Here is a 22,453-nt window from a genome sequence, read left to right as displayed (position 1 = left end):
AACTCTGAGGACCCGATCATGCAAACCACCCTGAATGCCGTGGATTTACCCGTTGCACCTGCTGCGAACAACGCCGTTGAGGAAATCGCTGCCGTTGAGAAAAAAGAGTACCGCGATGCAATGGCGCACCTCGGTTCGGCCGTCAACATCATTACCACTGACGGCCCCGCAGGTCGTGCCGGATTCACCGCCTCTGCGGTGTGCAGCGTCACCGATTCCCCACCGACGCTGCTGGTATGCCTCAACCGCTCGGCCTCGGTGTACCCGGTGTTTAAGGAGAATCAGGTGCTGTGCGTGAATACGCTGGCAGATTGCCATGAGTCGTTGTCCAACCTGTTCGGCGGAAAAACTCCCATGGAGCAACGTTTTGCCGCTGCCGAATGGGCGCGTCTCGCCACCGGCTCCCCTGTCCTCACCGACGCACTGGTGTCGTTTGACTGCAAAGTCACGCAGGTCACCAGCGTTGGCACCCATGACATTCTTATCTGTGAAGCCGTCGCGCTGCGACGAAACGACGAACGCCACGGACTGGTGTATTTCGACCGCCGCTATCACCCGCTGATGCGTCAGTCTGCCTGTTAATTTAACCTGATTAGGGAACACAGCATGGCAAACACTTACTTTCCAACCTGGCGTAAAAGAGAAGGCAATTTAGATGGCGCAGTGATCGCCCCGGAGGAGCGGCTGCCGTTAGGGCCGACGCTGGTCATGGGGCTGCAGCATACGGTGGCGATGTTTGGTGCCACGGTACTGATGCCGCTGCTGATGGGCTTCGACGCCAATATGGCGATCCTGATGTCCGGTATCGGCACCCTGCTGTTCTTCCTGGTGGTCGGCGGACGTGTCCCCAGCTATCTCGGCTCCAGCGCGGCGTTTGTCGGGCTGGTGATCGCGGTGACCGGTTACAGCGGCCACGGCGCGAACCCCAATATCGGCGTGGCACTCGGCGGGATTATTGCCTGCGGCGTGGTCTATACGCTGATAGGCTTTGTGGTGATGGCCGTCGGGACGCGCTGGATTGAACGTCTGATGCCACCGGTGGTGACGGGTGCGGTAGTGATGGCGATTGGCCTGAACCTCGCGCCGATCGCCATCAACAGCGTATCAGCCTCTTCTTTTGACAGCTGGATGGCGGTGGTGACCGTGCTGTGCATCGGCTCTGTCGCGGTATTCACCCGCGGTCTGGTGCAACGCCTGTTGTTGCTGCTGGGCCTTATCGCTGCGTACCTGATTTACATGGTGGTGACTAACGGACTGGGGCTCGGCGCGCCGGTAGATTTCTCCGCCGTGGCGCAGGCGCCGTGGTTCGGCGTTCCGACCATCACCACGCCAGTCTTCAGCTCCCACGCCATGCTGATGATAGCGCCGGTGGCGGTGATTCTGGTGGCAGAAAACCTCGGCCACATTAAAGCAGTTGCAGGTATGACCGGCAAAAACCTCGACCCGTATATGGGCCGCGCGTTTGTCGGCGATGGTCTGGCGACGTTACTTTCTGCATCAGCAGGCGGCACGGGCGTCACTACCTACGCAGAAAACATTGGCGTCATGGCGGTCACCAAAATTTACTCCACGCTGATTTTCGTTGCGGCAGCCGTTGTTGCCATTGTGTTGGGCTTCTCGCCCAAATTTGGTGCACTGATCCACACCATTCCCGGCCCGGTGCTCGGCGGCGCATCAATTGTGGTGTTCGGTCTGATTGCGGTAGCCGGTGCGCGTATCTGGGTACAAAACCAGGTGGATCTGGGACTTAACGGCAATCTGATCATGGTCGCGGTGACGCTGGTACTGGGCGCAGGCAACTTCACCCTGAGCCTTGGCGGCTTCAGCATGGGCGGCATCGGCACGGCGACATTCGGCGCAATCTTGCTCAATGCCTTCCTGAGTCGCAGCAACAAAGAAAAAACGTTGCCTGTTTCAGAAACTGGCACAGAAGCTGCATTAAAAGATCACTGACGACCTCAGTTTCTCCTTAGCTCATCATTTTTGATGATCGCCAGCGGTTAGCCGGTCCACCCGTCCGGATTAGCCGCTGGTTTTTTTCTTTCTGCCCTCCCCATTCCTGTTTTGCAGCTAAGCAATGCAGATTTCCTTCGTTCACCTGCCCTTTAAATTGGTTTGTTATGGGTCCAGCAGTTTCGTTCTATACGCGCTGCGGGAGTCATTCACTTGCCAATAATAAAAAGGGTCGTCTTATGCAAAACATTCGCCGGAAAAGCGCCATCGCTCGCGCACTGGCTTTAGGGGTTATTCTCACCAGCACGTCCACCGTATTTGCCGCCGACGGCGCGCCGGTTCAGGGCGGAACACTGATTTATCTCGAACAGCAGGCACACACCAACCTTTATCCTCCAGCGGGCGGATTCTACCCGAATGGCGGCATCCTCAACCAAATCACCGATAAACTGACTTACCAGAACCCGCAGACGCTGGAAGTGGAACCCTGGATCGCCGAATCCTGGACGTTTAACGCTGACAAAACCGAGTACACCTTCAAACTGCGTCCGGGCGTGACCTTCTCCGACGGCACGCCGCTCGACGCCAATGCGGTGGCTAAAAACTTTGATACCTACGGTCTGGGCAACAAAGAGCATCATCTGCCGGTCTCTGAAGTCATCAACAACTACGACCACAGCGAAGTGATCGACCCGCTGACCGTGAAGTTCTATTTCAAAAAATCCTCTCCGGGCTTCCTGCAAGGGACGGCCACGATTGGCTCGGTGCTGGTTTCACTGAGCACGCTGAACCGCAATTTTGATGCGCTGGGTGATGCGACGCACATCATCGGCTCCGGCCCGTTTGTGGTCAGTAAAGAAACCCTCGGGCGCGAAGTCGATCTGACTGCGCGTAAAGAGTACAACTGGGGGCCGAAAAACCTCAAACAGCAGGGCCGCGCCAATCTTGACGGCATCAAAGTGATTGTCACCGGCGAAGACAGCGTGCGTATCGGCGCGCTGCTGGCAGGTCAGGCGGATTTCATCCGTCAGGTTCAGGCGTATGACGAAAAACAGGCCAAAGACCAGAACTTCCCGATTTATGCCGCGCCGACCAAAGGCGTGAACGACGGCATCGCCTTCCGCCCGGATAACGCGCTGGTGTCGGATCTCAAAGTGCGTCAGGCATTGCTGCATGCCACCAACAGCAAACAGGTGGTCGATACCCTCTTCTCGCCAAACTATCCGCAGGCCACTTCGGTCATCGCCAAAACGGCCGCCGGTTACGTCGATCTCAGCCACAAGCTGACCTATGACCCGACGCTCGCGAAAAAGCTGCTGGACGAAGCGGGCTGGAAACCGGGCGCAAATGGCATCCGTCAGAAAGACGGCAAAACGCTGGCGCTGACAATTTATGAATCCCTGCCGCAGCCGCAGAACAAAGAAGTGTTGCAGCTGGTTTCCCAGCAGTGGAGTCAGGTCGGCGCGAAGCTGAACATTCTGGCCGGTGACGCAGGCAGCCGCGTGGCGGATAACCTGGATCCGGAAAAAACGCCGGCTAACGTCGTCGAAGTTGGCCGCGCCGATCCTGACGTCATCAAAAGCTCGTTCTACCCGACCAACCGCGATGCGCTGCTGCAAAAAGGTGGGCTGAGCAGCAAAGTGAGAAGCTTCCGCGACGACAAGCTTAATGACCTGCTGACCGCTATTTCGGCAGAAGTGGATCCGAAAAAACGTCTGGCCCTGACGGCTGATGTGCAGAACTACCTGCTCGATCAGGCTTACATCATTCCAATTTTCGAAGAGCCGCAGGTCTTTGCCGGTGCGCCGTATCTGAAAGGCGTGAATTTCGAAGCCGTTGGCCGTCCGAGCTTCTACGGCGCATGGCTGGAAAAGCATTAACAGGCAGGAGTGAATGATGAACCGATACGTGAGCGGTCGTCTGGGTCAGGCTGTACTGGTGTTGTGGGCGGCGTTTACCGTCTCCTTCATCCTGTTGCAGGTGCTGCCGGGCGACGCGATTCTGATTAAATTCCAGAACCCGGATATGGGATTAAGCCCGGCGCAGATCGCCGATATGCGTGCGGCCTACGGTGCGGATGTGCCGCTGCCACAGCAGTATCTGCACACTCTGGGCAATTTTCTGCGCGGGGATTTGGGTTATTCGATTCAGGCTGGCGTACCGGTCACTGAATTACTCAGCACCAACTTCCCGCCGACGCTGCGGCTGGCGCTGATTGGCTTTGCACTGGCCGCCGTAGTGGCCTTTGCACTGGCGTTTCTCTCCAGCCTGCTGCACTTCGGCTGGCTAAAAAACCTGTTGCAGTCAGTGCCGTCGCTGTTTATTTCCATACCGACCTTCTGGCTGGGTATTGTGCTCATCCAGATTTTCTCCTTCCATCTGCGCTGGATCCCGGTGATTAACCCCGGCGAATGGGTCGGGCTGATTTTGCCGATCGCGACGCTGGCAGTGCCGATTTCCGCGCCACTGGCGCAAATCCTGATCCGCAGTATCGACCAGGTTCAGACACAACCGTTTGTCGCCGTCGCCCGTGCCAAAGGCGCGAGCCGCAGCGGCGTGCTGTGGCGTCACGTGGCGCGTAATGCCCTGCTTCCGGCGCTGACTATCGCCGGCCTGCTGTTTGGCGAACTGATCGCCGGGGCGCTTATCACCGAAACCGTGTTCGGTCTTAACGGTCTGGGTCAGCTGACGCAACAGGCGGTGAATAATCAGGACGTCGCTGTATTGCAGGCGATTGTAGTGATTTCCGCCGCCGCCTTTGTCGGCATCAATTTACTGGTCGATCTGCTCTATCCGCTGCTCGACCCACGTCTGAAAACATCCGCTAAACGTTCCGCCGGAGCCACCTCATGAGCAGTTTACCGCTTGGCAAAAGCGTCCTGTCTTTGCCCCTCACGCAGCGCCGCCGCTGGAAAACCGCCCGTCTGCAACCGGCGCTGATTTTAGCCTGGCTGGTGATGGCGACCGTCATTCTCTGGGCGATTGCGCCCGGCTGGTTTACCGATTACAGCGGCACCGAAGGCATCGCCGGTGCGCAACGTCTGGCGCCACAGGCCGGACACTGGCTCGGCACCGATCAGCTTGGCCGCGACGTCTACGCGCGCATTGTTTACGGCGCATCGCATTCGCTGTCCGGCGCGCTGGTCGCAGTGGCGCTGGGGCTGGTGTTCGGCACCGCCTTAGGGCTGGCGGCCGGTGCCAGCGGCGGCGTGATTGACGCCATCGTCATGCGTATTAATGACGTGCTTCTCTCGATTCCCGGCCTGTTGCTCTCGCTGAGCGTGATCATCCTGCTCGGCTTCGGCACGGTGCATGCGGCGATTGCCGTCGGCGTCACTTCGGTCGCCAACTTCGCCCGCCTTGCCCGCGCCGAAGTGGTGCTGGTGCGCCACAGCGATTACGTCGAAGCCGCCTATGGCAGCGGCGGCACATTCTTCTCGATTCTCTGGCGACATATTTTGCCTAACTCGCTGACCTCGGTAATCGCCTTCTCGGCGTTGCAGTTCGGCAGCGCGATACTGGCAATTTCCACCCTGAGTTTCCTCGGCTACGGCACACCACCGCCGACGCCGGAATGGGGTCTGCTGATAGCCGAAGGCCGTAACTACATTTCTACCGCCTGGTGGCTGACCACCTTTCCGGGCATCGTCGTGGTGCTGGTAGTGCTTTCCGCCAACCGCATCAGCCAGTCATTACGCAGGAGAACGCGATGAACGCTCAGGCCACGTTTAAACATGACGCCCCGCCCGTCCTCGAACTGGAAAATGTGTCGATTGCCTACGATGGCAAACCGGTGGTGCACAACGTGTCGTTTTCCATTCACGCCGGAGAAGTACTGGCGCTGGTGGGCGAATCGGGCTCCGGTAAAACCACCACTGCGCAGGCGATCATCGGCCTGCTGGCGGAAAACGGCCATATCGATCAGGGCGAAATCCGCCTCAACGGCACCGACATCAGCCAGTGGTCGCAGCGCCGTCTCGACGCTCTGCGCGGCGCACGCATCAGCCTGATCCCACAGGATCCGACCAGTTCACTCGATCCGGTGAAAACCATCGGCTCACAGGTGGCGGAAATTCTCGACATCCATCAGCGCCTGCCACGCAAACAGCGCGATGAGCGCGTGGTTGAACTGCTGAGCCGCGTTGGCCTTACGCACCCCGAACAACGCGCGAAGCAGTATCCGCACGAACTGTCCGGCGGCATGAAACAGCGCGTGCTGATTGCGATTGCCATCGCATTACAACCGGCGCTGATCATCGCGGATGAACCGACTAGCGCACTGGACGTGACGGTACAAAAGCGCATTCTGGACCTGATCGACGATCTGCGTCGCGAGTTCGGCACCGCCGTGTTGCTGGTCACGCACGATCTGGCGATCGCTGCCGAACGCGCCGACCGGCTGCTGGTTTTCCGTCATGGCAAAGTGCAGGAACAGGGCATCACCGCCGGGGTGCTGAGCGCACCGAAAAGCGACTACACCCGCCAGTTGTTTGCAGACGTTCCTGCCCTTTCAGGCCGCCACCGCGCACAAAGTAAAGCGAGCACCGAACCGGTATTAGTGGTCGAAGGCGTGACGCACGACTTCACACTGGGCGGTAAAAATCATGCCGCCTTTCGCGCGGTGGATAACGTCTCGTTCAGCATTCCGCGCGGGACGACGCATTCGCTGGTCGGCGAATCAGGCTCAGGAAAAACCACGCTGGCGCGCATTCTGCTCGGTTTTCAGAAACCGGATAAAGGCCGCGTGCTGATCGACGGCGAAGACATCACCCGCCTCAAAGGGGAACCGCTGCGCCAGCTGCGCAAGAAAATTCAGCTGGTGTATCAGAATCCGTTTGCTTCACTGGATCCGTCACAAACGCTATTCAGCGTGATCGAAGAGCCGTTGCTGAATTTCGAAAAAATTCCGTCCGCCGAACGCCGTCAGCGCGTGCTGGATATCGCCCGCCGCGTGGCGCTGCCGGAGGAATTGCTCAGCCGCAAACCGCGTGAACTGTCCGGCGGTCAGCGTCAGCGCGTGGCCATTGCGCGCGCCCTGATCCTCGAACCGAAGGTGCTGATCCTCGATGAAGCCACCTCGGCGCTTGATGTCACGGTACAGGCGCAGATCCTCACGCTGCTTTCACAACTTCAGGATTCGCTTGGCCTGACCTATTTATTTATCTCGCACGATCTGGCGACCGTCCGGCAAATCTCCCACAGCGTCTCGGTGTTAAACCGCGGGCAACAGGTGGATTCCGGCGAAGTGGAAGCAGTATTTGCGCTGCCATCCAGCGATTACACCCGCCAGCTGATTGATGCTATTCCTGGCCGCCATCGCGCCGCCTGAGAGGAAAATTATGAGCAGTAAACGTCTTGGATTTTTTACCCGCCTTTTGGACAACACCAGCGCACAGGAGCGCTACCGGCTGGCGACCGAGCAAATCATTCATGCCGAGCAGCTGGGTTTTGATTCCGCGTGGGTCGCGCAGCACCATTTCCACGAAGCCGAAGGCGGCCTGCCCGCGCCGCTGGTGTTTCTTGCGCAGGTGGCGGCAAATACCCGTTTTATTCGCCTCGGTACCGGCGTGATTACGCTGCCGATGGAGAATGCGCTGCGCGTGGCCGAAGACACCGCCGTGCTGGATTTGCTCAGTGGCGGGAGGCTGGAGATCGGTCTCGGTTCCGGCGGCACGCCAACGTCCTTCCCGCCGTTCGGGCTGGAAAGTCAGGATCGCGGCGCGGCGTTTGCCCGTAATCTGCACACCCTGCTCACCGCATGGCGCGGTGAAAAACTGGCGGGCACCGATAATCGCCTGTATCCGGCAGCACCTCATCTGGCGCACCGCGTCTGGCAGGCGACATTCTCCGTGGACGGTGGTGCGCGAGCGGGTAAATCCGGCGATGGCCTGATGCTGTCGCGCACCCAGCCACGACCGGCGGATGCACCGGATCTGCGCCTCGACGAACTGCAAAACCCGATCATTGATGCCTATCTCGACGCACTGCCTGACGGTGTTGCGCCCCGCATCATGGGATCGCGCACCGCGTTCGTCACCGGAAATGGCGAAGACGCCCGTGAGCTGGCGCAAAAAGGCCTGCGCCGTCAGGCCGAAAATCACCGTGCCAGCGGGCAAATCGTACAAGGCGATACGCTCGATGATTACATCCGCGCGTTCGACGTCCATCTCGGCACGGCAGCGCAGGTGACCGCCTCATTGCAGGCCGATACCGCGCTGGCCCGCGTCACCGATTTGGCGTTTCAGGTGCACTCCATCGATCCGCCACATCCGTACATTTTGCGTTCTATCGAACTGATCGCCCGTCACGTCGCACCGGCCCTCGGCTGGGTTCGCCGCACGCCGTCACGCGCCGTTTCCACGTTTTCCTCCGATACCACTTTCTCCAAGGAAATCCAATGACCGACTATTCGACCGACCTGCTGGAAAAACTGGCCGAGATCGCCCCGGCGTCTGAACTGAAACAGGCGCGCGACACGCGTGAGGCCGCCACCCGCCATGCGCAGGGCAGCTACGACGCGTTATTTACCGAACAGGATGGCGTGGATTTCACGCTGGCGGAGCGTCTGCGTTTGGCGCAAAACGTGGCGCGCTGGCACGGTGATTCCCAGCTGACTAATCACTATTCCGAGCGTTTGCAGGATTTGCCCGATATCGATGAAACCGCCCGCCTCGACGCGGCGCTGACGCACGGTGAACGTCTGAGTTTCAAACCCGCCAGTGCCACGCCCGCACATTTGCAGGCGCTGAGAAAAGCCGGATGGTCGGTGGATGCGATTGTCACGCTGTCGCAGCTGATTTCCTTCGTCAGTTTCCAGAGCCGCGCGTTGCGCAGCTACCGGCTGATCGGCGGTAAGCCGGTGGAAAACGGCAGCAATAAACCGGTCGGCGCGGCGTTCTGGCGCACCGATCCCAACACACATAATGGCCGTGACGCACCGCAAGCGTTCACCCAGGAAGAGCTCGGCTGGGAGCCGTGGATCCCGGCGAAAAAGCTGGAAGAATTTGATGAAGCCCAGCAGGCGATTTTGGCAAAATTCGGCCATACCGATTCCGACTATTTCCGTCTGTTAGGCCGCAATTTGCCGGTGCTGGAACAGCGCACTCTGACCGACAAAGGCATTTTCTTCACCTCCGGCGGCCTGCCGCGTAAAGAGCGTGAACTGGCCGCCACCGTGGCCAGTAAAATCAACGGCTGTATCTTCTGCGCGTCGGTGCATTCGCGCAAAGCCAGCCAGCTGTCAAAGCAAACCGACGATGTTCAGCGTCTGATCGACACCGCACCGGGTGGCATTCTCAGCAAAGACCAGTCCCCGCGCTGGCAGGCTGAAATCGACTTCGCCGCCGCGCTCTCCGCTACCCCGCCGGTCGCCACTGCTCAGCACATCGCCGCCCTGCGCGATCAGGGTCTGAGCGAACTGGAGATCGTCGATTTAGCGCAGTCCACGGCGTTTTTCGCCTGGGCAAACCGTCTGATGTTAACGCTGGGAGAACCGTTCAATGACTGAGTCTCTTCGCCCGCAGCTCGACCACGTGGTGATCAACGTCGCCGAACAGCTCAATCATTCCGAACAACAGTTCCGCCGGTTAGGATTTCATCTCACCGCGCGCGGCCACCACTCTCTGGGATCGAGCAATCACCTGGCGATTTTCGGCGAAAACTATCTCGAACTGCTCGGTTATGAGCCGGGTAATGCCCACACCCGCACCGACTTATGGCAGGCTCCGCTCGGTCTGACCGGTCTGGTGTGGAAAACGCAGAATTCAGCGGCGGTTTACCAGCATCTGCAAAATCAAAATATCGCCGGATCGCCTCCCGCTGAATTCTTCCGCCCGGTGGCACTCAACGACGGCACCTCGCCAAATGCGCGGTTCCGCACCGTTCCGCTGGCCGCCGATCGCGTACCCAATGGCCGCAGTTTCTTCTGTCATCACCTGACACCGGAGCTGGTATGGCGCAACGAATGGCAGCACCACCCTAATGGTGTCGCTGACATCACCGGCTTTGTGATTTCCGCCGCTGACCCGCAGGCTGCGGCAAGGGTGTACGAGGAGTTATTTGGTGCTGAAGCCTTACAAAGTGGTGCCGATGGCGTGATTCTGCGCGCCGGGCGCGCTGCCGTCCGGTTTGTGACACCAAAGCAGGCCACGGCAGAATTCGGCATTGTGCCCGAAGGTGATGGCGGCAGCGCGCGGATGGTCGGGTTGGAGTTTGCGACGCGGTCGCTTGAGGCAGTGCGTAATAGTTTGCGGGTGGGGGAAATACCGTTTAATGACTTAACCCGTCTGGTTTTGGTTCGCGCGGCGGACGCACTGGGCGTCGCGTTGGCGTTTCGGGAAGAATAAATTCAAGATCAGCCAAAATCTGGCCGGTTTGCTCCTCCCTCTGCGAAGGGGGAGAGCTGGCAATAAACGTGTTAAAGCACACTTTAAACTTTGGATTTAACGTTAATACCCCACGCAGAGGAAGGAGCAGTTCGCGGGAGTCCGCAGGGCGTGCGTTTAGGCGTACTCAAGGCCAACTTAAGTAGCAACTCAAAACCCCCTCATTGCATCAATCACTGCAATAAAAAAGGCGCGACATTTTCACGTCGCGCCTTTCAACAAGCTTAAACACTTTTAGATGACGGCTTTAGCCGCTACCGCCGCATCTGAACGTTTCAGAATCGCGTAAGCACCACCGGCCAGCACGGTACCCACAATGATCGAAATCAGATAACCGAGAACAGGTGTGATTGCGCCAGGGATCAGCAGAACGAACAGACCGCCGTGCGGTGCCATCAGCTGTGCGTGGAAGGCCATCGACAGAGCACCTGTTACGGCGCCCCCTACGATACAGCAAGGCAGTACGCGCATCGGGTCACGGGCGGCGAAAGGAATCGCACCTTCGGAGATAAAGCACAGGCCCAGAACCAGCGCCGCTTTACCGCCCTCACGTTCACTCTGCTCGAACTTATTACGCGCCAGCAGCGTTGCCAGACCCATCGCCAGCGGTGGCACCATACCGGCAGCCATGATGGCAGCCATTGGTGCGTAGACGGAAGAACTCAGCAGTGCCACGCCGAACGCGTAAGCGGCTTTGTTCACCGGGCCACCCATATCGGTACACATCATCGCACCCAGGATTGCACCCAGCAGTACCGCATTCGCTGTACCCAAAGATTGTAGCCAGGCAGTCAGACCCGCCATGATTTTAGCAACCGGCGTACCGACCACGTAAATCATGACCAGGCCGGTAATCAGACTCGCCACCAGCGGAATAATCAGGATAGGCTTCAGGGCTTCCATACTTTGCGGTAACTTCAGCTTGCCGCTGATGGCTTTCGCCACGTAACCCGCCAGGAAACCGGCAATGATACCGCCCAGGAAACCCGCACCGGTGCTGACAGCCAGCATACCGCCGATAAGACCCGGCGTCAGACCCGGACGGTCTGCGATGGAGAAAGCAATGAAACCAGCCAGAACCGGCACCATCAGCGCGAAGGCGGAAGCGCCACCGATTTGCATCAGTGCAGCCGCCAGCGTGCCCTTCACTTCAAAGGCTTTGATACCGAATACGAAGGAAAGCGCGATACACAGACCACCCGCAACAACCATCGGCAGCATGTAAGACACGCCGGTCAGGAGGTGACGGTATGGGCCTGAACCGCCCACTTCTTTCTTCTTCGTTGCTGAAGCTGCGCCCTGTGCGTTAGGGGCATACACTTCAGCTTCAACCAGCGCTTTATCCAGTTCCTGCTTGGTCTTTTTCAGTGCCAGACCCGTAGAGGTACGGTACATCGGCTTACCGGCAAATTTCGCCAGATCCACTTCGATGTCAGCCGCAACAATCACCAAATCGGCTGCTGCAACTTCTTCAGGCGTGATGGCGTTACCGGCACCCACGGAACCACGGGTTTCAACTTTCACCCCCCAGCCGCGTTTTTTAGCTTCACTTTCGATAGCTTCAGCCGCCATGAAAGTGTGCGCTACGCCGGTCGGGCACGCGGTGATCGCCACAATACGTTTTGGACCGTTAACAGCCGGTGCTGAAACAGCAGCCACCGCGGCGGGAGCAACGTAAGGTTTCGCTTCAGCCAGTGCGCGTTGCACGAAAGCTTCAGGTTCGCGAACCGCAGCAGCCACATCGCCGGTATAAATATTCTTGCCGGTCAGCGTCGCATCGTTTGGCACGGTTTCACCGGCGACGATCACGAGTTCAGCGTCAGCAGCCTGCTCAACCAGCTGGTGCCCGGCTTTCGCTACGGCAGCAGCGAGCAAATTTTTCGCCAGATGGCTGCGAGCCTGTCCCAGCGAACTGTCTATCATCAGCAGCGTTTTCATTCTGCCTCCTGCGGATTAAAAGGGTTTCAGATCAACACGGGCCATCATCGCCGCGAGCTGCGGACGATCGGTGACACCGACATTACTCTGGCTGACAGCCAGGGCGGCAACGGCGGTTGCCAGTCGTAGCGTATGTTCACTGGATTCACGCATCAGTAAACCGTAGATCAGGCCACCGACCATGGAGTCACCGGCACCGACGGTGCTGACAACTTCACAAGCTGGCGGTTTGGCGATCCACGCACCGGATGCGTTAACCCACAAGGCACCTTCTGCACCCAGAGAAATCACCACATGGGCGATACCCTGGTCACGCAAGGCGTGCGCGGCTTCTACCACGTCACTCAGTTCTGGCAATTTACGGCCAGCCCAAATTTCCAGCTCACGGCGGTTTGGTTTAACCAACCACGGCGCAGCTTTCAGGCCAGCAACCAGTGCTTCACGGCTGCTGTCGAAAATGATGCACGGGCACTGCGCGCGCAGACGTTTCATCCAGTCGGTGAATGCGTCAGGATCGACGCCGGCAGGCAGACTGCCGCTCACGCAGACCATGTCGAACTGGCCTAGCCATGACAGAGAATCCGTCACGAAACGTTCCCAGTCCGCAGGCGTCACGTTAAAACCGGAGAAATTGAAGTCGCTGACTTCGCCGTCTTTTTCGGTCAGTTTGACGTTGATGCGGGTACGGCCATTGACCACCTGAAAGCGGTTGGCGATGCCCAGATCGCTAAACAGCAGCTGGAAGCCGTCCTGATTTTCTTTACCGAGGAAACCACCCACAGTGACGTCGATGCCGAGATCTTTCAGCACTTTCGCAACGTTGATGCCTTTACCTGCAGCATGCAGGCCAGTGGTCTGCACCAGATTCACTTCACCGCGTTCGATTTCAGGCACATAGCCCACTAAATCGTACGCCGGGTTAAGGGTAATTGTGGCGACTCTGCGGCTCATGCGCCCTCCCCAAGACCTTCGGAAATGGCTTCACCGATGGTTTTCAATGCCAGTTCGGCATCTTCACCGCTGGCGGTAAAGCGCAGGTGATGACCTTTTTTCACGCCCAGCGCGACGACTTTCATCAGGCTGCGGCCATTGGCAGGTTTACCGCTGCCATCAAGATTGGTGACGGTGATTTCGCTGGTGAACTGTTTGATCACGTTGACCAGCGCCGTACCCGGACGCGCATGCAGACCGTGTTCGTTGCGGATCACGTATTCAGCCGTCAGCACGTTGGCTTCTTCTGCGACTTCACTGGTCAGCAAGGCCAGCACACCCACGGCGTCAGCCGTCAGCAGGCGTTCAGCTTTGTTGGCAATCAGCAGATCGCTTAAGTAGTTCAGCACGTTCAGAGGCTGATCGTCGGCGACGGAAATAGTCAGCAGCAACGCCACCTTCTCACCGTCCAGTTCGAAGGCCTGTTGAGCACGACTGACCGTCGCCGCGCTTTTCAGATTGCCTTCGGTGCTGTCGCTCAGCCAGATGCCCTGTCCCAGATTCAGCGGTTTACGGCTGATCACGTCACTGACGAAGGCCGTATCGACCGCGCCAACCTGTTGCAGACGACCGGCGTTCAGTGCCTGCAGGGTGATCAAATTTTCTGCCGCAACATCTACCGCAATCAATTGAGTATCAAACAAGAATTCAGCGGCGTTCTTCTCGCCCATCAGCAGACTGCGCAACTCTTCAGCTGAATCTGTTTTCGCCATGCGTTCTGCCACGCTGTCATCACTTAAGACGTGCGTCAGCTGACGCAGCAGGCTGAGGTGTTCATCAGAACGGGCTGCGATGCCAATAACGATGTAAGCGGTCTGATCTTCGCCCCAGGCAATGCCCTGTGGGAACTGATAAACCTGAACGCCAGTATCGAGCACCAGATCACGCGTATCGGTGGTGCCATGAGGGATAGCGATGCCATTACCGAGGTAAGTGGAAGTTTGCAGTTCACGGGCTAACATGCCGTCTACATAACCTTCGCTGACACGGCCAGCCTGAGTCAGCGCAGCGGCGACCTGACGAATGGCCTCCTGCTTGTCGCTGGCAGCTGCACCGAGGTGAATATCTTGCTGTGACAGTTGGAACATAATTCTCCTCTCCTGCTGAAATTGAATCGTTTCAGCTTTACTGAGAAAAAAGGAGCGTCACCAGATTTCGTTGTTGAAACTGATAACGCTGAAACGTTTCAGGAAGTCTTAATCGGCCTCGCTTTTAAAGCAAGTTTTCCCTGATTCTACGTGATGAATTTTTGATGCTACGCACAGTTTCCTTTATTCAGAACGTTCGGAACGAATCACTTAACACAAATGCTGAAGTCAGGCTGACGCGGTTGTATTGAGTCTTAAACGTCAAAAGCTGACGTCAGCTGACGGTTTCTGATGATGCTGTCGGGCACTGTCTTTCGGCTATTTTTAACACAAAGTGCGGTTTTATTATTCAGTATGGCAAATTCATCCGGGTTTACATTTTTGATGATCAAAACCTGTTTTTGTTTTTTTTAAACTGTCGTAACATTCGCGCAAATTTCGTCCCTTCCCTACTTCTGGCACAGTTATCTCAATGCGAACATCTACAGCGTCAGCCCGCCGCCTGCCCGACATGACCTCGACGGCCTTTCTGATCATCGCCTTTCTCACCGGCATCGCGGGCGCGTTACAAACGCCGACACTCAGCCTGTTTCTGACTTCTCAGGTTTACGTCAGCCCGTTCATGGTCGGCATCTTCTTTACCGGCAGCGCGGTGATCGGCATTTTTGTCAGCCAGCTGCTGGCAACGTGGTCGGATAAACGCGGCGATCGCAAAACGCTTATCCTCTATTGCTGCCTGCTCGGTGCGCTGGCGTGCGTGCTGTTCGCCTTCAACCGCAACTACTTTATTTTGCTGTTTATCGGTGTGTTGTTATCGAGCTTCGGCTCCACCGCCAACCCCCAGATGTTCGCGCTGGCGCGTGAACATGCTGAGAAAACCGGGCGTGAAGCGGTAATGTTCAGCTCTATTTTGCGCGCGCAGGTTTCTTTGGCTTGGGTCGTAGGCCCGCCGCTGGCGTTCGCGCTCTCCATGGGCTTTGGTTTTACCTTTATGTACTGCGCGGCGACGCTGGCATTTTTGGTGTGCGGCGTGATGGTGTACGTGTTTTTACCGTCAATGCCGAAAGCGCGGATGAAGACTTCAGCAACACTCGAAGCGCCGCGCCGTAACCGTCGTGACACGCTGATGCTGTTCATCGCATGCTCGCTGATGTGGGCGGCCAACAGTATTTATCTGATCAGTATGCCGTTGTACGTGGTGCGCGAGCTGGGTCTGCCGGAGAAGCTGGCGGGCGTGCTGATGGGCAGCGCAGCCTGTCTGGAAATCCCTACGATGCTGATTGCCGGTTATCTGGCAAGACAACTCGGTAAGCGCTTCCTGATGCGTCTGGCGGTTGTCGCCGGTGTGATTTTCTACGGGTGTCTGTTGTTCACTACCGGCGCGGTCATGCTGATTGCTTTACAGCTGCTGAACGCGGTTTTCATCGGCATTCTGGCCGGTATCGGGATGTTGTATTTTCAGGATCTGATGCCAGGTCAGGCGGGCGCGGCTACTACGCTGTTCACTAACTCCACGCGCGCGGGCTGGATCCTCGCTGGATCGCTGGCCGGAGTGATTGCACAGTTCTGGAATTATCATGCCGTGTTTTACGCCGCGCTGGTGATGGTGGTGGGCTCGCTGCTGTGTATCTGGAACGTGAAAAACGTGGAAAATCCGATCACGGAAACTGTCGCTCCGCAAGCTTAGGGGGCGGTGTCTGCTTCCAGTTTAATCAGATAGGTCAGGGCCTGATCGCGATGGGTGAAACACATCTCGCGGCTGGCCTGCAAACTGGCGCAAACTTTCGGGCGCAGCGGCGAGGTAAAAATCTTGCACAGGAAATTATCCGCCAGCTGAACGCAACGCGTATTCGCAGGCTTGCCGTCCGGCATTCCGGGGATCGGGCTGGAAATTGAAGGCGCTATGCAACAGGCTCCGCAATCAGTACGACAGTCCATCAACAGCCTCCTCAGGTCTGGTTTTGAGGCGCGACAATAGCAGGCGCTTTACTGCGCCACCAGCGAAATATTTACTACTCTTTAACACAGTTGACGGCCCATTTTTAACGTCAACGGGCTGGCCTGAAAAAATGCGTAATAATGCGGACTTTCCCGACTCTTTTTGCGCTATCTGCTTGCCTGAAACCGGCGCCGCGGGTAACGTGTCGCAAATTATTTTCCTCTTTATCTCGACAGGTATTTATATGGCTCGTGCTAACGAAATTAAACGCGGCTTCGTTGTGAACTACGACGGCAAATTGCTGCTGGTAAAAGATATTGATGTTCAAAGCCCAAGTGCCCGTGGTGCAAGCACCTTGTACAAAATGCGTTTCGCGGACGTGCGTACCGGTGGCAAAGTGGAAGAGCGCTTCAAGGGTGACGACATTCTCGATACCGTCAGCCTTACCCGCCGTAAGGTGAACTTCTCCTACGTCGACGGCGACGAATACATCTTTATGGATGACGAAGACTTCACGCCTTACACCTTCAATAAATCGCAGATCGAAGAAGAACTGCTGTTTATTCCAGAAGAAGGTTTGCAGGGTATGCAGGTTCTGACGCTGGACAGCCAGCTGCTGGCGCTGGAAATGCCGCAGACCGTCGATCTGGAAATTATGGAAACGGCACCGGGCATCAAAGGCGCGTCCGCCAGTTCACGCACGAAACCGGCTGTGATGGCCACCGGTCTGAACATTCAGGTGCCAGAATACCTGAGCACCGGCGATAAAATCCGCATCCATATCGCTGAACGTCGTTACATGGGACGCGCAGATTAATTCCTGCTCCCTCTGAAATTGAAGGAACGCTGCGGCGTTCCTTTTTTATTACCTAAACTTTGCCAGAAATGCGCCAGACTCTCGATCTACTTCACAAAACGAGAGGCCTTCCGGACTTACCAATTCCCCTTTCTATCATATGACTTTACACTCAAAGCCCTGATTTCGGCTTAAATCGTCGCTTTATCCAGCATGAAATTGAACTGACGGGTAAACAGCCCCTATTTGGCCTGACCAATTATTTATTTTCTGACTTGCCTGGAGTATTGCATGAAAACTATTGCCACAGCGTCCCTGCCCGCAGCCGTGTCATTGCCTGCTTACGATCGCGATGCATTGAAAAGCCGGATTGTTCACCTTGGATTTGGTGCCTTCCACCGCGCGCATCAGGCGCTGCTGACCAACCGGGTGTTGAATTTACAGGGCGGCGACTGGGGCATCTGTGAAATCAGCCTCTTCGGCAACGAGACGTTGATCAAAACGTTACGCGAGCAAAACCACCTTTTCACCGTGCTGGAAAAAGGCGCAGAGGGTAATCAGCCGATTATTGTCGGCTCGGCCCATGATTCGGTGCACGGCTTGATTGACGGGCTGGATGCGGTTCTCGAAAAACTGACCGAAGCGCAGGTGGCCATTGTCTCGCTGACCATCACTGAAAAAGGATATTGCATCGAGCCAGGCAGCGGTGAACTGGATCTGCAAAATCCGAAAATTCAGCAGGATCTGGCAGGCGGACAAGCGCCTTGCACCGCACCAGGCGTGCTGGTTGAAGCGCTACGCCTGCGCCATGAGCGCGGCCTGCCGGGCTTTACCGTGCTTTGCTGTGACAACATTCCAGAAAACGGTCGGGTGGTCAAAAACGCTGTTCTGGGGATGGCAAAAGCGCGTTCCGCAGAACTGACTCAGTGGATCACTGAAAACGTCTCCTTCCCGAGCACCATGGTGGATCGCATCGTTCCGGCAGCGACCGAAAATACGCTGGAAGAAATCACCCAGGCGCTGGGTGGCGTGGCTGACCCTTGCGGTATCGCCTGCGAACCGTTCATCCAGTGGGTGGTGGAAGACCACTTTGTCGCCGGTCGTCCGGACTGGGAAAAGGCCGGTGCGCAGATGGTTTCTGACGTTTTGCCTTTCGAGCAGATGAAACTGCGCATGCTCAACGGCAGCCATTCTTTCCTGGCCTATCTGGGCTATCTGGCGGGATATCAGCACATCAACGATTGCATGGAAGATGAGCATTACAAAACCGCCGCCCATCGTCTGATGCTGAAAGAACAAGCGCCGACGCTGAGCGTGGAAGGCGTAGATCTGAACGCCTACGCCGACAGTCTTATCGCACGCTACAGCAACCCGGCACTGAAACACCGCACCTGGCAAATCGCCATGGACGGCACGCAGAAGCTTCCGCAACGTATGCTGGATTCTATCCGCTGGCATGTGAAAAACGGCGGTTCTTATGAGCTGCTGGCGCTGGGTGTCGCGGGCTGGATGCGCTATATCGGTGGGAAAGATGATGCCGGTGAGCCAATTGAAATCAAAGATCCGATGGCTGAGCAGCTCGCTCAAATCGTGGCATCTACCGCAGACGGCGAAGAACGCGTAAAAGCCCTGCTGGCGCTCAATGCCGTATTTGGTGAGCAACTGCCGCACGAAGAGAAAGTAGTGCAGGCAATTCTGGCGGCATATTCAGATTTGCAACGCGTCGGCGCGAAGAAAGCGGTGGCGAAGTACGTCGGTTAACATTTGGCGTGATGAAATGAAAAGCAACGGCTGCTGCGGCAGCCGTTTTTGTTGGCACTGATTCATCAGTCATTGAGTTCAGAAGGCACTGAGGAAAATAAGAATCCATCAAATGAGGGATCATCCGCGTCCGACACCTGCAATAACATATCTTTGACGTTCTCCAGATGCTGCCACATCGCCAGCTTGGCTGCTTTCGGATCACGGCGCAGCACCGCCTGCAAAATGGTCTGATGATCCTGCAACCAGATCTGGCTGTGATTTTTATCGCCGACGTGCTGATGGATCCCCTGCCACATCGGGCTGCGCTGACGGATCACCCACAAATCATCCACCAGTTTGACCAGTACGCTGTTCTGCGACGCCTGCGCCAGCAAACCGTGGAAACGCTGATCCTCGGCGTCATCAGAAACGCCGCGCTCAATACAATCGCGCTGCGCGTCAATGGCGTCACGCATTTGCAGAATATCGGTTTTGGTGGCTTGCATCGCAGCAAAGGCGGCAACTTCGCTCTCCAGCAGCTGCCGCGCCTGAAGCAGTTCAAACGGGCCGTAACCGCTGTCGGCGCCTTCTGGCTGGCTATTTTCAGGCGGCGGCAGCACATACACGCCGGAGCCTTTGCGCACATCCACCACTTTTTCCAGTTCCAGCATGATCAGTGCTTCACGCACTACGCTGCGGCTTACGGAGAAAGATTCAGCGATATCGCGTTCCGGCGGCAAACGGTCACCGGGGGCATATTTTCCGCCATGTATATCACGACGTAAGTGCCCGCCAATCTCCTGATAAAGTCGCATAAGGTTGCCTCTGCCGTTCAATTGGTCTGACATCTGTAAGCGAGTGATTCGCTGACACGATGCCTGCATTAACAGGGGAAATTATAACATGCGGGGATAATCGTAAAAGAAGGAGAGCTGAAAACTGACGGTCCGATCAAAATTGGGCCAGCCAGTTTTCAGGTTGTCCGGCCAGAAATGCGAAAGGCGTCTCTGGCGGCAAAACTTCACAACAAAATATTAAGAAATATTTATCAATTTAGTTATACGTGACTGTCATCACCGCCAGATGCGGATCGTTGTTAACAGACTGTGTGGTGACAGTTCCAAGCGATAGCGGCAAATTAAATGCCTGCGGGTTTTGTGGGTCGACAGCGTGAACCTGTTTGACGCTCTTACTCCCCCGCTCGCAATTGCTGGTAACCTGCTTACTGCCGGTATCAAAGGTACATCCGCCGTCAACAATCGCACCGTAGAAGTGGATCGTCCCGGTGCTGCCGGCCGTCGCAAACTGGGTCATCCCTGAGGCTAACAATCCCAAAAACAGCACCCACATGATTCTGTTCATGGTTACACCCTCATATGAAAATAGATTTTTTAATATTTAGCTAACGTCAATTTAACATTAATACACCTAACCGAATTCGCACTGTGCGGGCGAAAAAAATTGGGGATAATGCACGTCAGATTCAAGCCTTCAGGAACAAACATCGGCACAGCGCTGGATTTTCTTTAATGCCCGTTGCACATTGTCGGGTGAATTTTTCAAATAAGGATAGGCAGTCATGACCAAAACTAACCTGATCACCGGCTTTCTCGGCAGCGGGAAAACCACCACGCTGCGCCATTTACTGGCTCAGAAGCCTGAAGGTGAGAAATGGGCAATTTTGGTCAATGAATTCGGCGAAATCGGTATTGATGGCGCCTTGCTGGCCGACAGCGGTGCAGTCCTCAAAGAAATACCCGGCGGATGCATGTGCTGTGTAAATGGTTTGCCGATGCAGGTGGGATTGAACATGCTGTTGCAGCAGGCAAAACCCGATCGCTTGCTGATCGAGCCAACCGGGCTCGGTCATCCGAAGCAAATTCTGTCCCTGTTGACGTCAGAGGTTTACCACAACTGGATAACGCTCAATGCCACGCTGTGTTTACTGGATCCACGCCAGCTCAGCGATCAACGCGTTATCGACAATGAAAACTTCCGCGACCAGCTGGCTTGTGCGGATGTGATCGTCGCCAATAAAGCCGACGTGGCACAGCCGCAGGATCAGCAGGCGCTGGAGACGTGGTATCGGCTGAACGGCGGCGGACGTCAGTTGGTGATTGCGTCACAGGGTGCTGTCGACCCTGCCCTGCTCGATTTGCCGCGCCTTAATCAGGCACAACTGCCGGATGGCAAACATCATCATGCACACGCGGAAAAACGCGGACTGGCAGCACTGAGCCTGCCGGGAACGCAGCGCTGGCGTCGCGCAGTGAATCAGGGTGACGGCTATACCAGCTGTGGCTGGATTTTTGATGGCGACACGCAGTTTGATACCGCAGGCATTCTCGACTGGGCGCGTATGGCACCGGTTGACCGGGTGAAAGGCATTTTGCGCATAAAGGAAGGGACGCTGTTGATTAACCGCCAGGGAAACGATCTGCATATTGAGACAAAACCGGTGGCACCCTTGGACAGCAGAATCGAGCTGATTACACGAGATGTTGCGCAATGGAATGAACTCCAATCACTCTTGTTGAAGGTTCGTTTAAGTTGTAAGGATTAAGTTAACGCTGACTAATTTATTCATTACCCTGCTAAGTATAGGTTTTCATTTATGTGGCGCCGAAATATACCCGCAATCCTAATACTCAATGTATTAGGCGTTGCCCTGTTTTTATCCTATTACCTGCCAGCGAATCACGGTTTCTGGTTCCCGATTGATAAGTCGATTTTCTTCTTCTTCAATCAGCATCTGGCAACGGACCACTGGTTCCTGCATCTGGTAGCCGTGACCAATAACCGGGCTTTTGACAGCATTTCACTGCTGGCGATGGGTGCGCTGTATTTGTGTTTCTTCCTCAAACAAGATTCGCTGGGGCGCCGTCGTCTGGTCATTATTGGTTTTGTCATGCTGCTGACCGCTGTGGTGCTTAACCAACTCGGCCATTTACTGCCCGTTAGTCATAAAAGCCCGTCGCTGAGTTTCCCGGATGTTAACCGCGTGAGTAAACTGACCGGCATTCCGACCAAAGATGCGTCTTCGGACAGTTTCCCAGGCGACCACGGCATGATGCTGATTATTTTCTCGTGCTTTATGCTGCGCTATTTAAGCAAAGGCGCGTTTGCCGTTGCGGTGCTTATTACGATTATCTTCTCGTTGCCACGCGTGATGATTGGTGCGCACTGGTTCACGGATATCGCGGTCGGTTCAATGTCCGTTGTGCTGGTCGGCGCCAGCTGGTGGCTGATGACACCCGCCAGCGACATGCTGATTAACTGGCTGGAAAGAAAATTACCCGGTAATAAAAATCCCATTCAGAAAGCGTGATCTACTGATACATATCATTTTATTATGACCCGTCGACGTTTTGCTGTCTGGCGGGTCTTTTTTTAAGACAAATCCCAGATATACTTAGCTGAAATGTTAATCAGAAACCCGCCTGCGATGCGGTTTTAATCCAAATTAGCATAAAAATAAACCATCTTTTTTACATCTTTACTTACATAAGCTTACATCACAATTTCTTATAAAAAATCTCATAATACCTCTCGCAATCCCCTATTCATTACGGTAATCTCCAATTCGCCTGCATAGAAATGTGGCAAAAACACCCGGTTTGAC

At 56.0% G+C, this 22,453-nt stretch carries 20 protein-coding genes; 14 read left to right on the top strand and 6 right to left on the bottom strand.

All coding sequences use genetic code 11. From position 1 onward, the window contains the following. Positions 1-18: 18 nt before the first annotated feature. From rutF to TU92_RS11230, 9 genes are all read left to right on the top strand, one after another. Positions 19-582, top strand: a complete 564-nt coding sequence (gene rutF / locus TU92_RS11270; RefSeq protein ID WP_112167182.1) for an NADH-dependent FMN reductase RutF — start codon at positions 19-21, stop codon at positions 580-582. Positions 583-606: 24 nt separating this feature from the next. Continuing rightward, positions 607-1,953 carry a pyrimidine utilization transport protein G gene (gene rutG / locus TU92_RS11265; protein WP_112167180.1) on the top strand — a complete coding sequence of 449 codons (1,347 nt, stop codon included), beginning with the start codon at positions 607-609 and terminating at the stop codon, positions 1,951-1,953. Between the two features lie 239 nt (positions 1,954-2,192). Then, on the top strand, positions 2,193-3,833 hold the full coding sequence (locus TU92_RS11260; protein ID WP_112167178.1) for a TIGR04028 family ABC transporter substrate-binding protein: 1,641 nt from the start codon (positions 2,193-2,195) through the stop codon (positions 3,831-3,833). A gap of 16 nt (positions 3,834-3,849) precedes the next feature. Further along, complete coding sequence (locus TU92_RS11255; RefSeq protein WP_112167176.1) at positions 3,850-4,806, top strand: ABC transporter permease; 957 nt, start codon at positions 3,850-3,852, stop codon at positions 4,804-4,806. Further along, the gene (locus tag TU92_RS11250) at positions 4,803-5,666 is read left to right on the top strand and encodes an ABC transporter permease (RefSeq protein WP_112167174.1); all 864 of its coding nucleotides are present in this window, start codon (positions 4,803-4,805) and stop codon (positions 5,664-5,666) included. The genes TU92_RS11255 and TU92_RS11250 overlap by 4 nt, the downstream gene beginning before the upstream one ends. Next, positions 5,663-7,282 carry a dipeptide ABC transporter ATP-binding protein gene (locus TU92_RS11245; protein WP_112167172.1) on the top strand — a complete coding sequence of 540 codons (1,620 nt, stop codon included), beginning with the start codon at positions 5,663-5,665 and terminating at the stop codon, positions 7,280-7,282. Before TU92_RS11250 ends, TU92_RS11245 begins: the two co-directional genes overlap by 4 nt. Before the next feature lie 10 nt (positions 7,283-7,292). Continuing rightward, on the top strand, positions 7,293-8,354 hold the full coding sequence (locus TU92_RS11240; protein ID WP_112167170.1) for a putative FMN-dependent luciferase-like monooxygenase: 1,062 nt from the start codon (positions 7,293-7,295) through the stop codon (positions 8,352-8,354). Then, positions 8,351-9,460: an alkylhydroperoxidase domain protein gene (locus TU92_RS11235; protein ID WP_112167168.1), complete on the top strand. Its 1,110-nt coding sequence runs from the start codon at positions 8,351-8,353 to the stop codon at positions 9,458-9,460. The genes TU92_RS11240 and TU92_RS11235 overlap by 4 nt, the downstream gene beginning before the upstream one ends. After that, complete coding sequence (locus tag TU92_RS11230) at positions 9,453-10,298, top strand: VOC family protein (RefSeq protein ID WP_112167166.1); 846 nt, start codon at positions 9,453-9,455, stop codon at positions 10,296-10,298. Before TU92_RS11235 ends, TU92_RS11230 begins: the two co-directional genes overlap by 8 nt. A gap of 273 nt (positions 10,299-10,571) precedes the next feature. Here TU92_RS11230 and fruA read toward each other — a convergent pair whose 3' ends face one another. From fruA to fruB, 3 genes are read right to left on the bottom strand one after another with little or no spacing between them, the layout of a single operon-like run. Next, positions 10,572-12,275 carry a PTS fructose transporter subunit IIBC gene (gene fruA / locus TU92_RS11225; RefSeq protein WP_112167164.1) on the bottom strand — a complete coding sequence of 568 codons (1,704 nt, stop codon included), beginning with the start codon at positions 12,273-12,275 and terminating at the stop codon, positions 10,572-10,574. A gap of 15 nt (positions 12,276-12,290) precedes the next feature. After that, complete coding sequence (gene fruK, locus TU92_RS11220; RefSeq protein WP_112167162.1) at positions 12,291-13,226, bottom strand: 1-phosphofructokinase; 936 nt, start codon at positions 13,224-13,226, stop codon at positions 12,291-12,293. After that, positions 13,223-14,353, bottom strand: coding sequence for a fused PTS fructose transporter subunit IIA/HPr protein (gene fruB, locus TU92_RS11215; RefSeq protein ID WP_112167160.1), 1,131 nt, complete (start codon positions 14,351-14,353; stop codon positions 13,223-13,225). The genes fruK and fruB overlap by 4 nt, the downstream gene beginning before the upstream one ends. Positions 14,354-14,825: 472 nt before the next feature. Here fruB and TU92_RS11210 point away from each other — a divergent pair, with 472 nt between their 5' ends. Continuing rightward, positions 14,826-16,040: a sugar efflux transporter gene (locus TU92_RS11210; RefSeq protein WP_112167158.1), complete on the top strand. Its 1,215-nt coding sequence runs from the start codon at positions 14,826-14,828 to the stop codon at positions 16,038-16,040. Here TU92_RS11210 and TU92_RS11205 read toward each other — a convergent pair. Continuing rightward, on the bottom strand, positions 16,037-16,291 hold the full coding sequence (locus tag TU92_RS11205) for a YkgJ family cysteine cluster protein (protein ID WP_095922780.1): 255 nt from the start codon (positions 16,289-16,291) through the stop codon (positions 16,037-16,039). The genes TU92_RS11210 and TU92_RS11205 overlap by 4 nt on opposite strands. 245 nt (positions 16,292-16,536) lie before the next feature. On the opposite strand from TU92_RS11205, the gene yeiP reads away from it, so the two are divergent. Both yeiP and TU92_RS11195 read left to right on the top strand, forming a co-directional pair. Next, entirely contained in the window at positions 16,537-17,109 is a 573-nt protein-coding gene (gene yeiP / locus TU92_RS11200) for an elongation factor P-like protein YeiP (RefSeq protein WP_112167405.1), read from the top strand. A 270-nt stretch (positions 17,110-17,379) separates the two neighbouring features. Beyond that, positions 17,380-18,849, top strand: coding sequence for a mannitol dehydrogenase family protein (locus TU92_RS11195; protein WP_112167156.1), 1,470 nt, complete (start codon positions 17,380-17,382; stop codon positions 18,847-18,849). A gap of 65 nt (positions 18,850-18,914) precedes the next feature. Here the strand turns inward: TU92_RS11195 and TU92_RS11190 are convergent, their stop codons facing one another. Both TU92_RS11190 and TU92_RS11185 read right to left on the bottom strand, forming a co-directional pair. After that, the gene (locus TU92_RS11190) at positions 18,915-19,646 is read right to left on the bottom strand and encodes an FCD domain-containing protein (RefSeq protein WP_112167154.1); all 732 of its coding nucleotides are present in this window, start codon (positions 19,644-19,646) and stop codon (positions 18,915-18,917) included. Positions 19,647-19,884: 238 nt separating this feature from the next. Beyond that, a complete protein-coding gene (locus TU92_RS11185; RefSeq protein ID WP_112167152.1) occupies positions 19,885-20,193 on the bottom strand; it encodes a fimbrial protein in 309 nt (102 codons plus the stop codon). Between the two features lie 217 nt (positions 20,194-20,410). On the opposite strand from TU92_RS11185, the gene TU92_RS11180 reads away from it, so the two are divergent. Both TU92_RS11180 and TU92_RS11175 read left to right on the top strand, forming a co-directional pair. Further along, the gene (locus tag TU92_RS11180; protein ID WP_112167150.1) at positions 20,411-21,394 is read left to right on the top strand and encodes a CobW family GTP-binding protein; all 984 of its coding nucleotides are present in this window, start codon (positions 20,411-20,413) and stop codon (positions 21,392-21,394) included. Between the two features lie 51 nt (positions 21,395-21,445). Beyond that, on the top strand, positions 21,446-22,159 hold the full coding sequence (locus tag TU92_RS11175) for a phosphatase PAP2 family protein (protein ID WP_112167148.1): 714 nt from the start codon (positions 21,446-21,448) through the stop codon (positions 22,157-22,159). Positions 22,160-22,453 lie beyond the last annotated feature (294 nt).

This window comes from Rahnella inusitata, from assembly GCF_003263515.1.
GTDB classification, from domain to species: Bacteria; Pseudomonadota; Gammaproteobacteria; order Enterobacterales; family Enterobacteriaceae; genus Rahnella; species Rahnella inusitata.
This window is presented reverse-complemented; position numbering and strand designations above follow the sequence as displayed.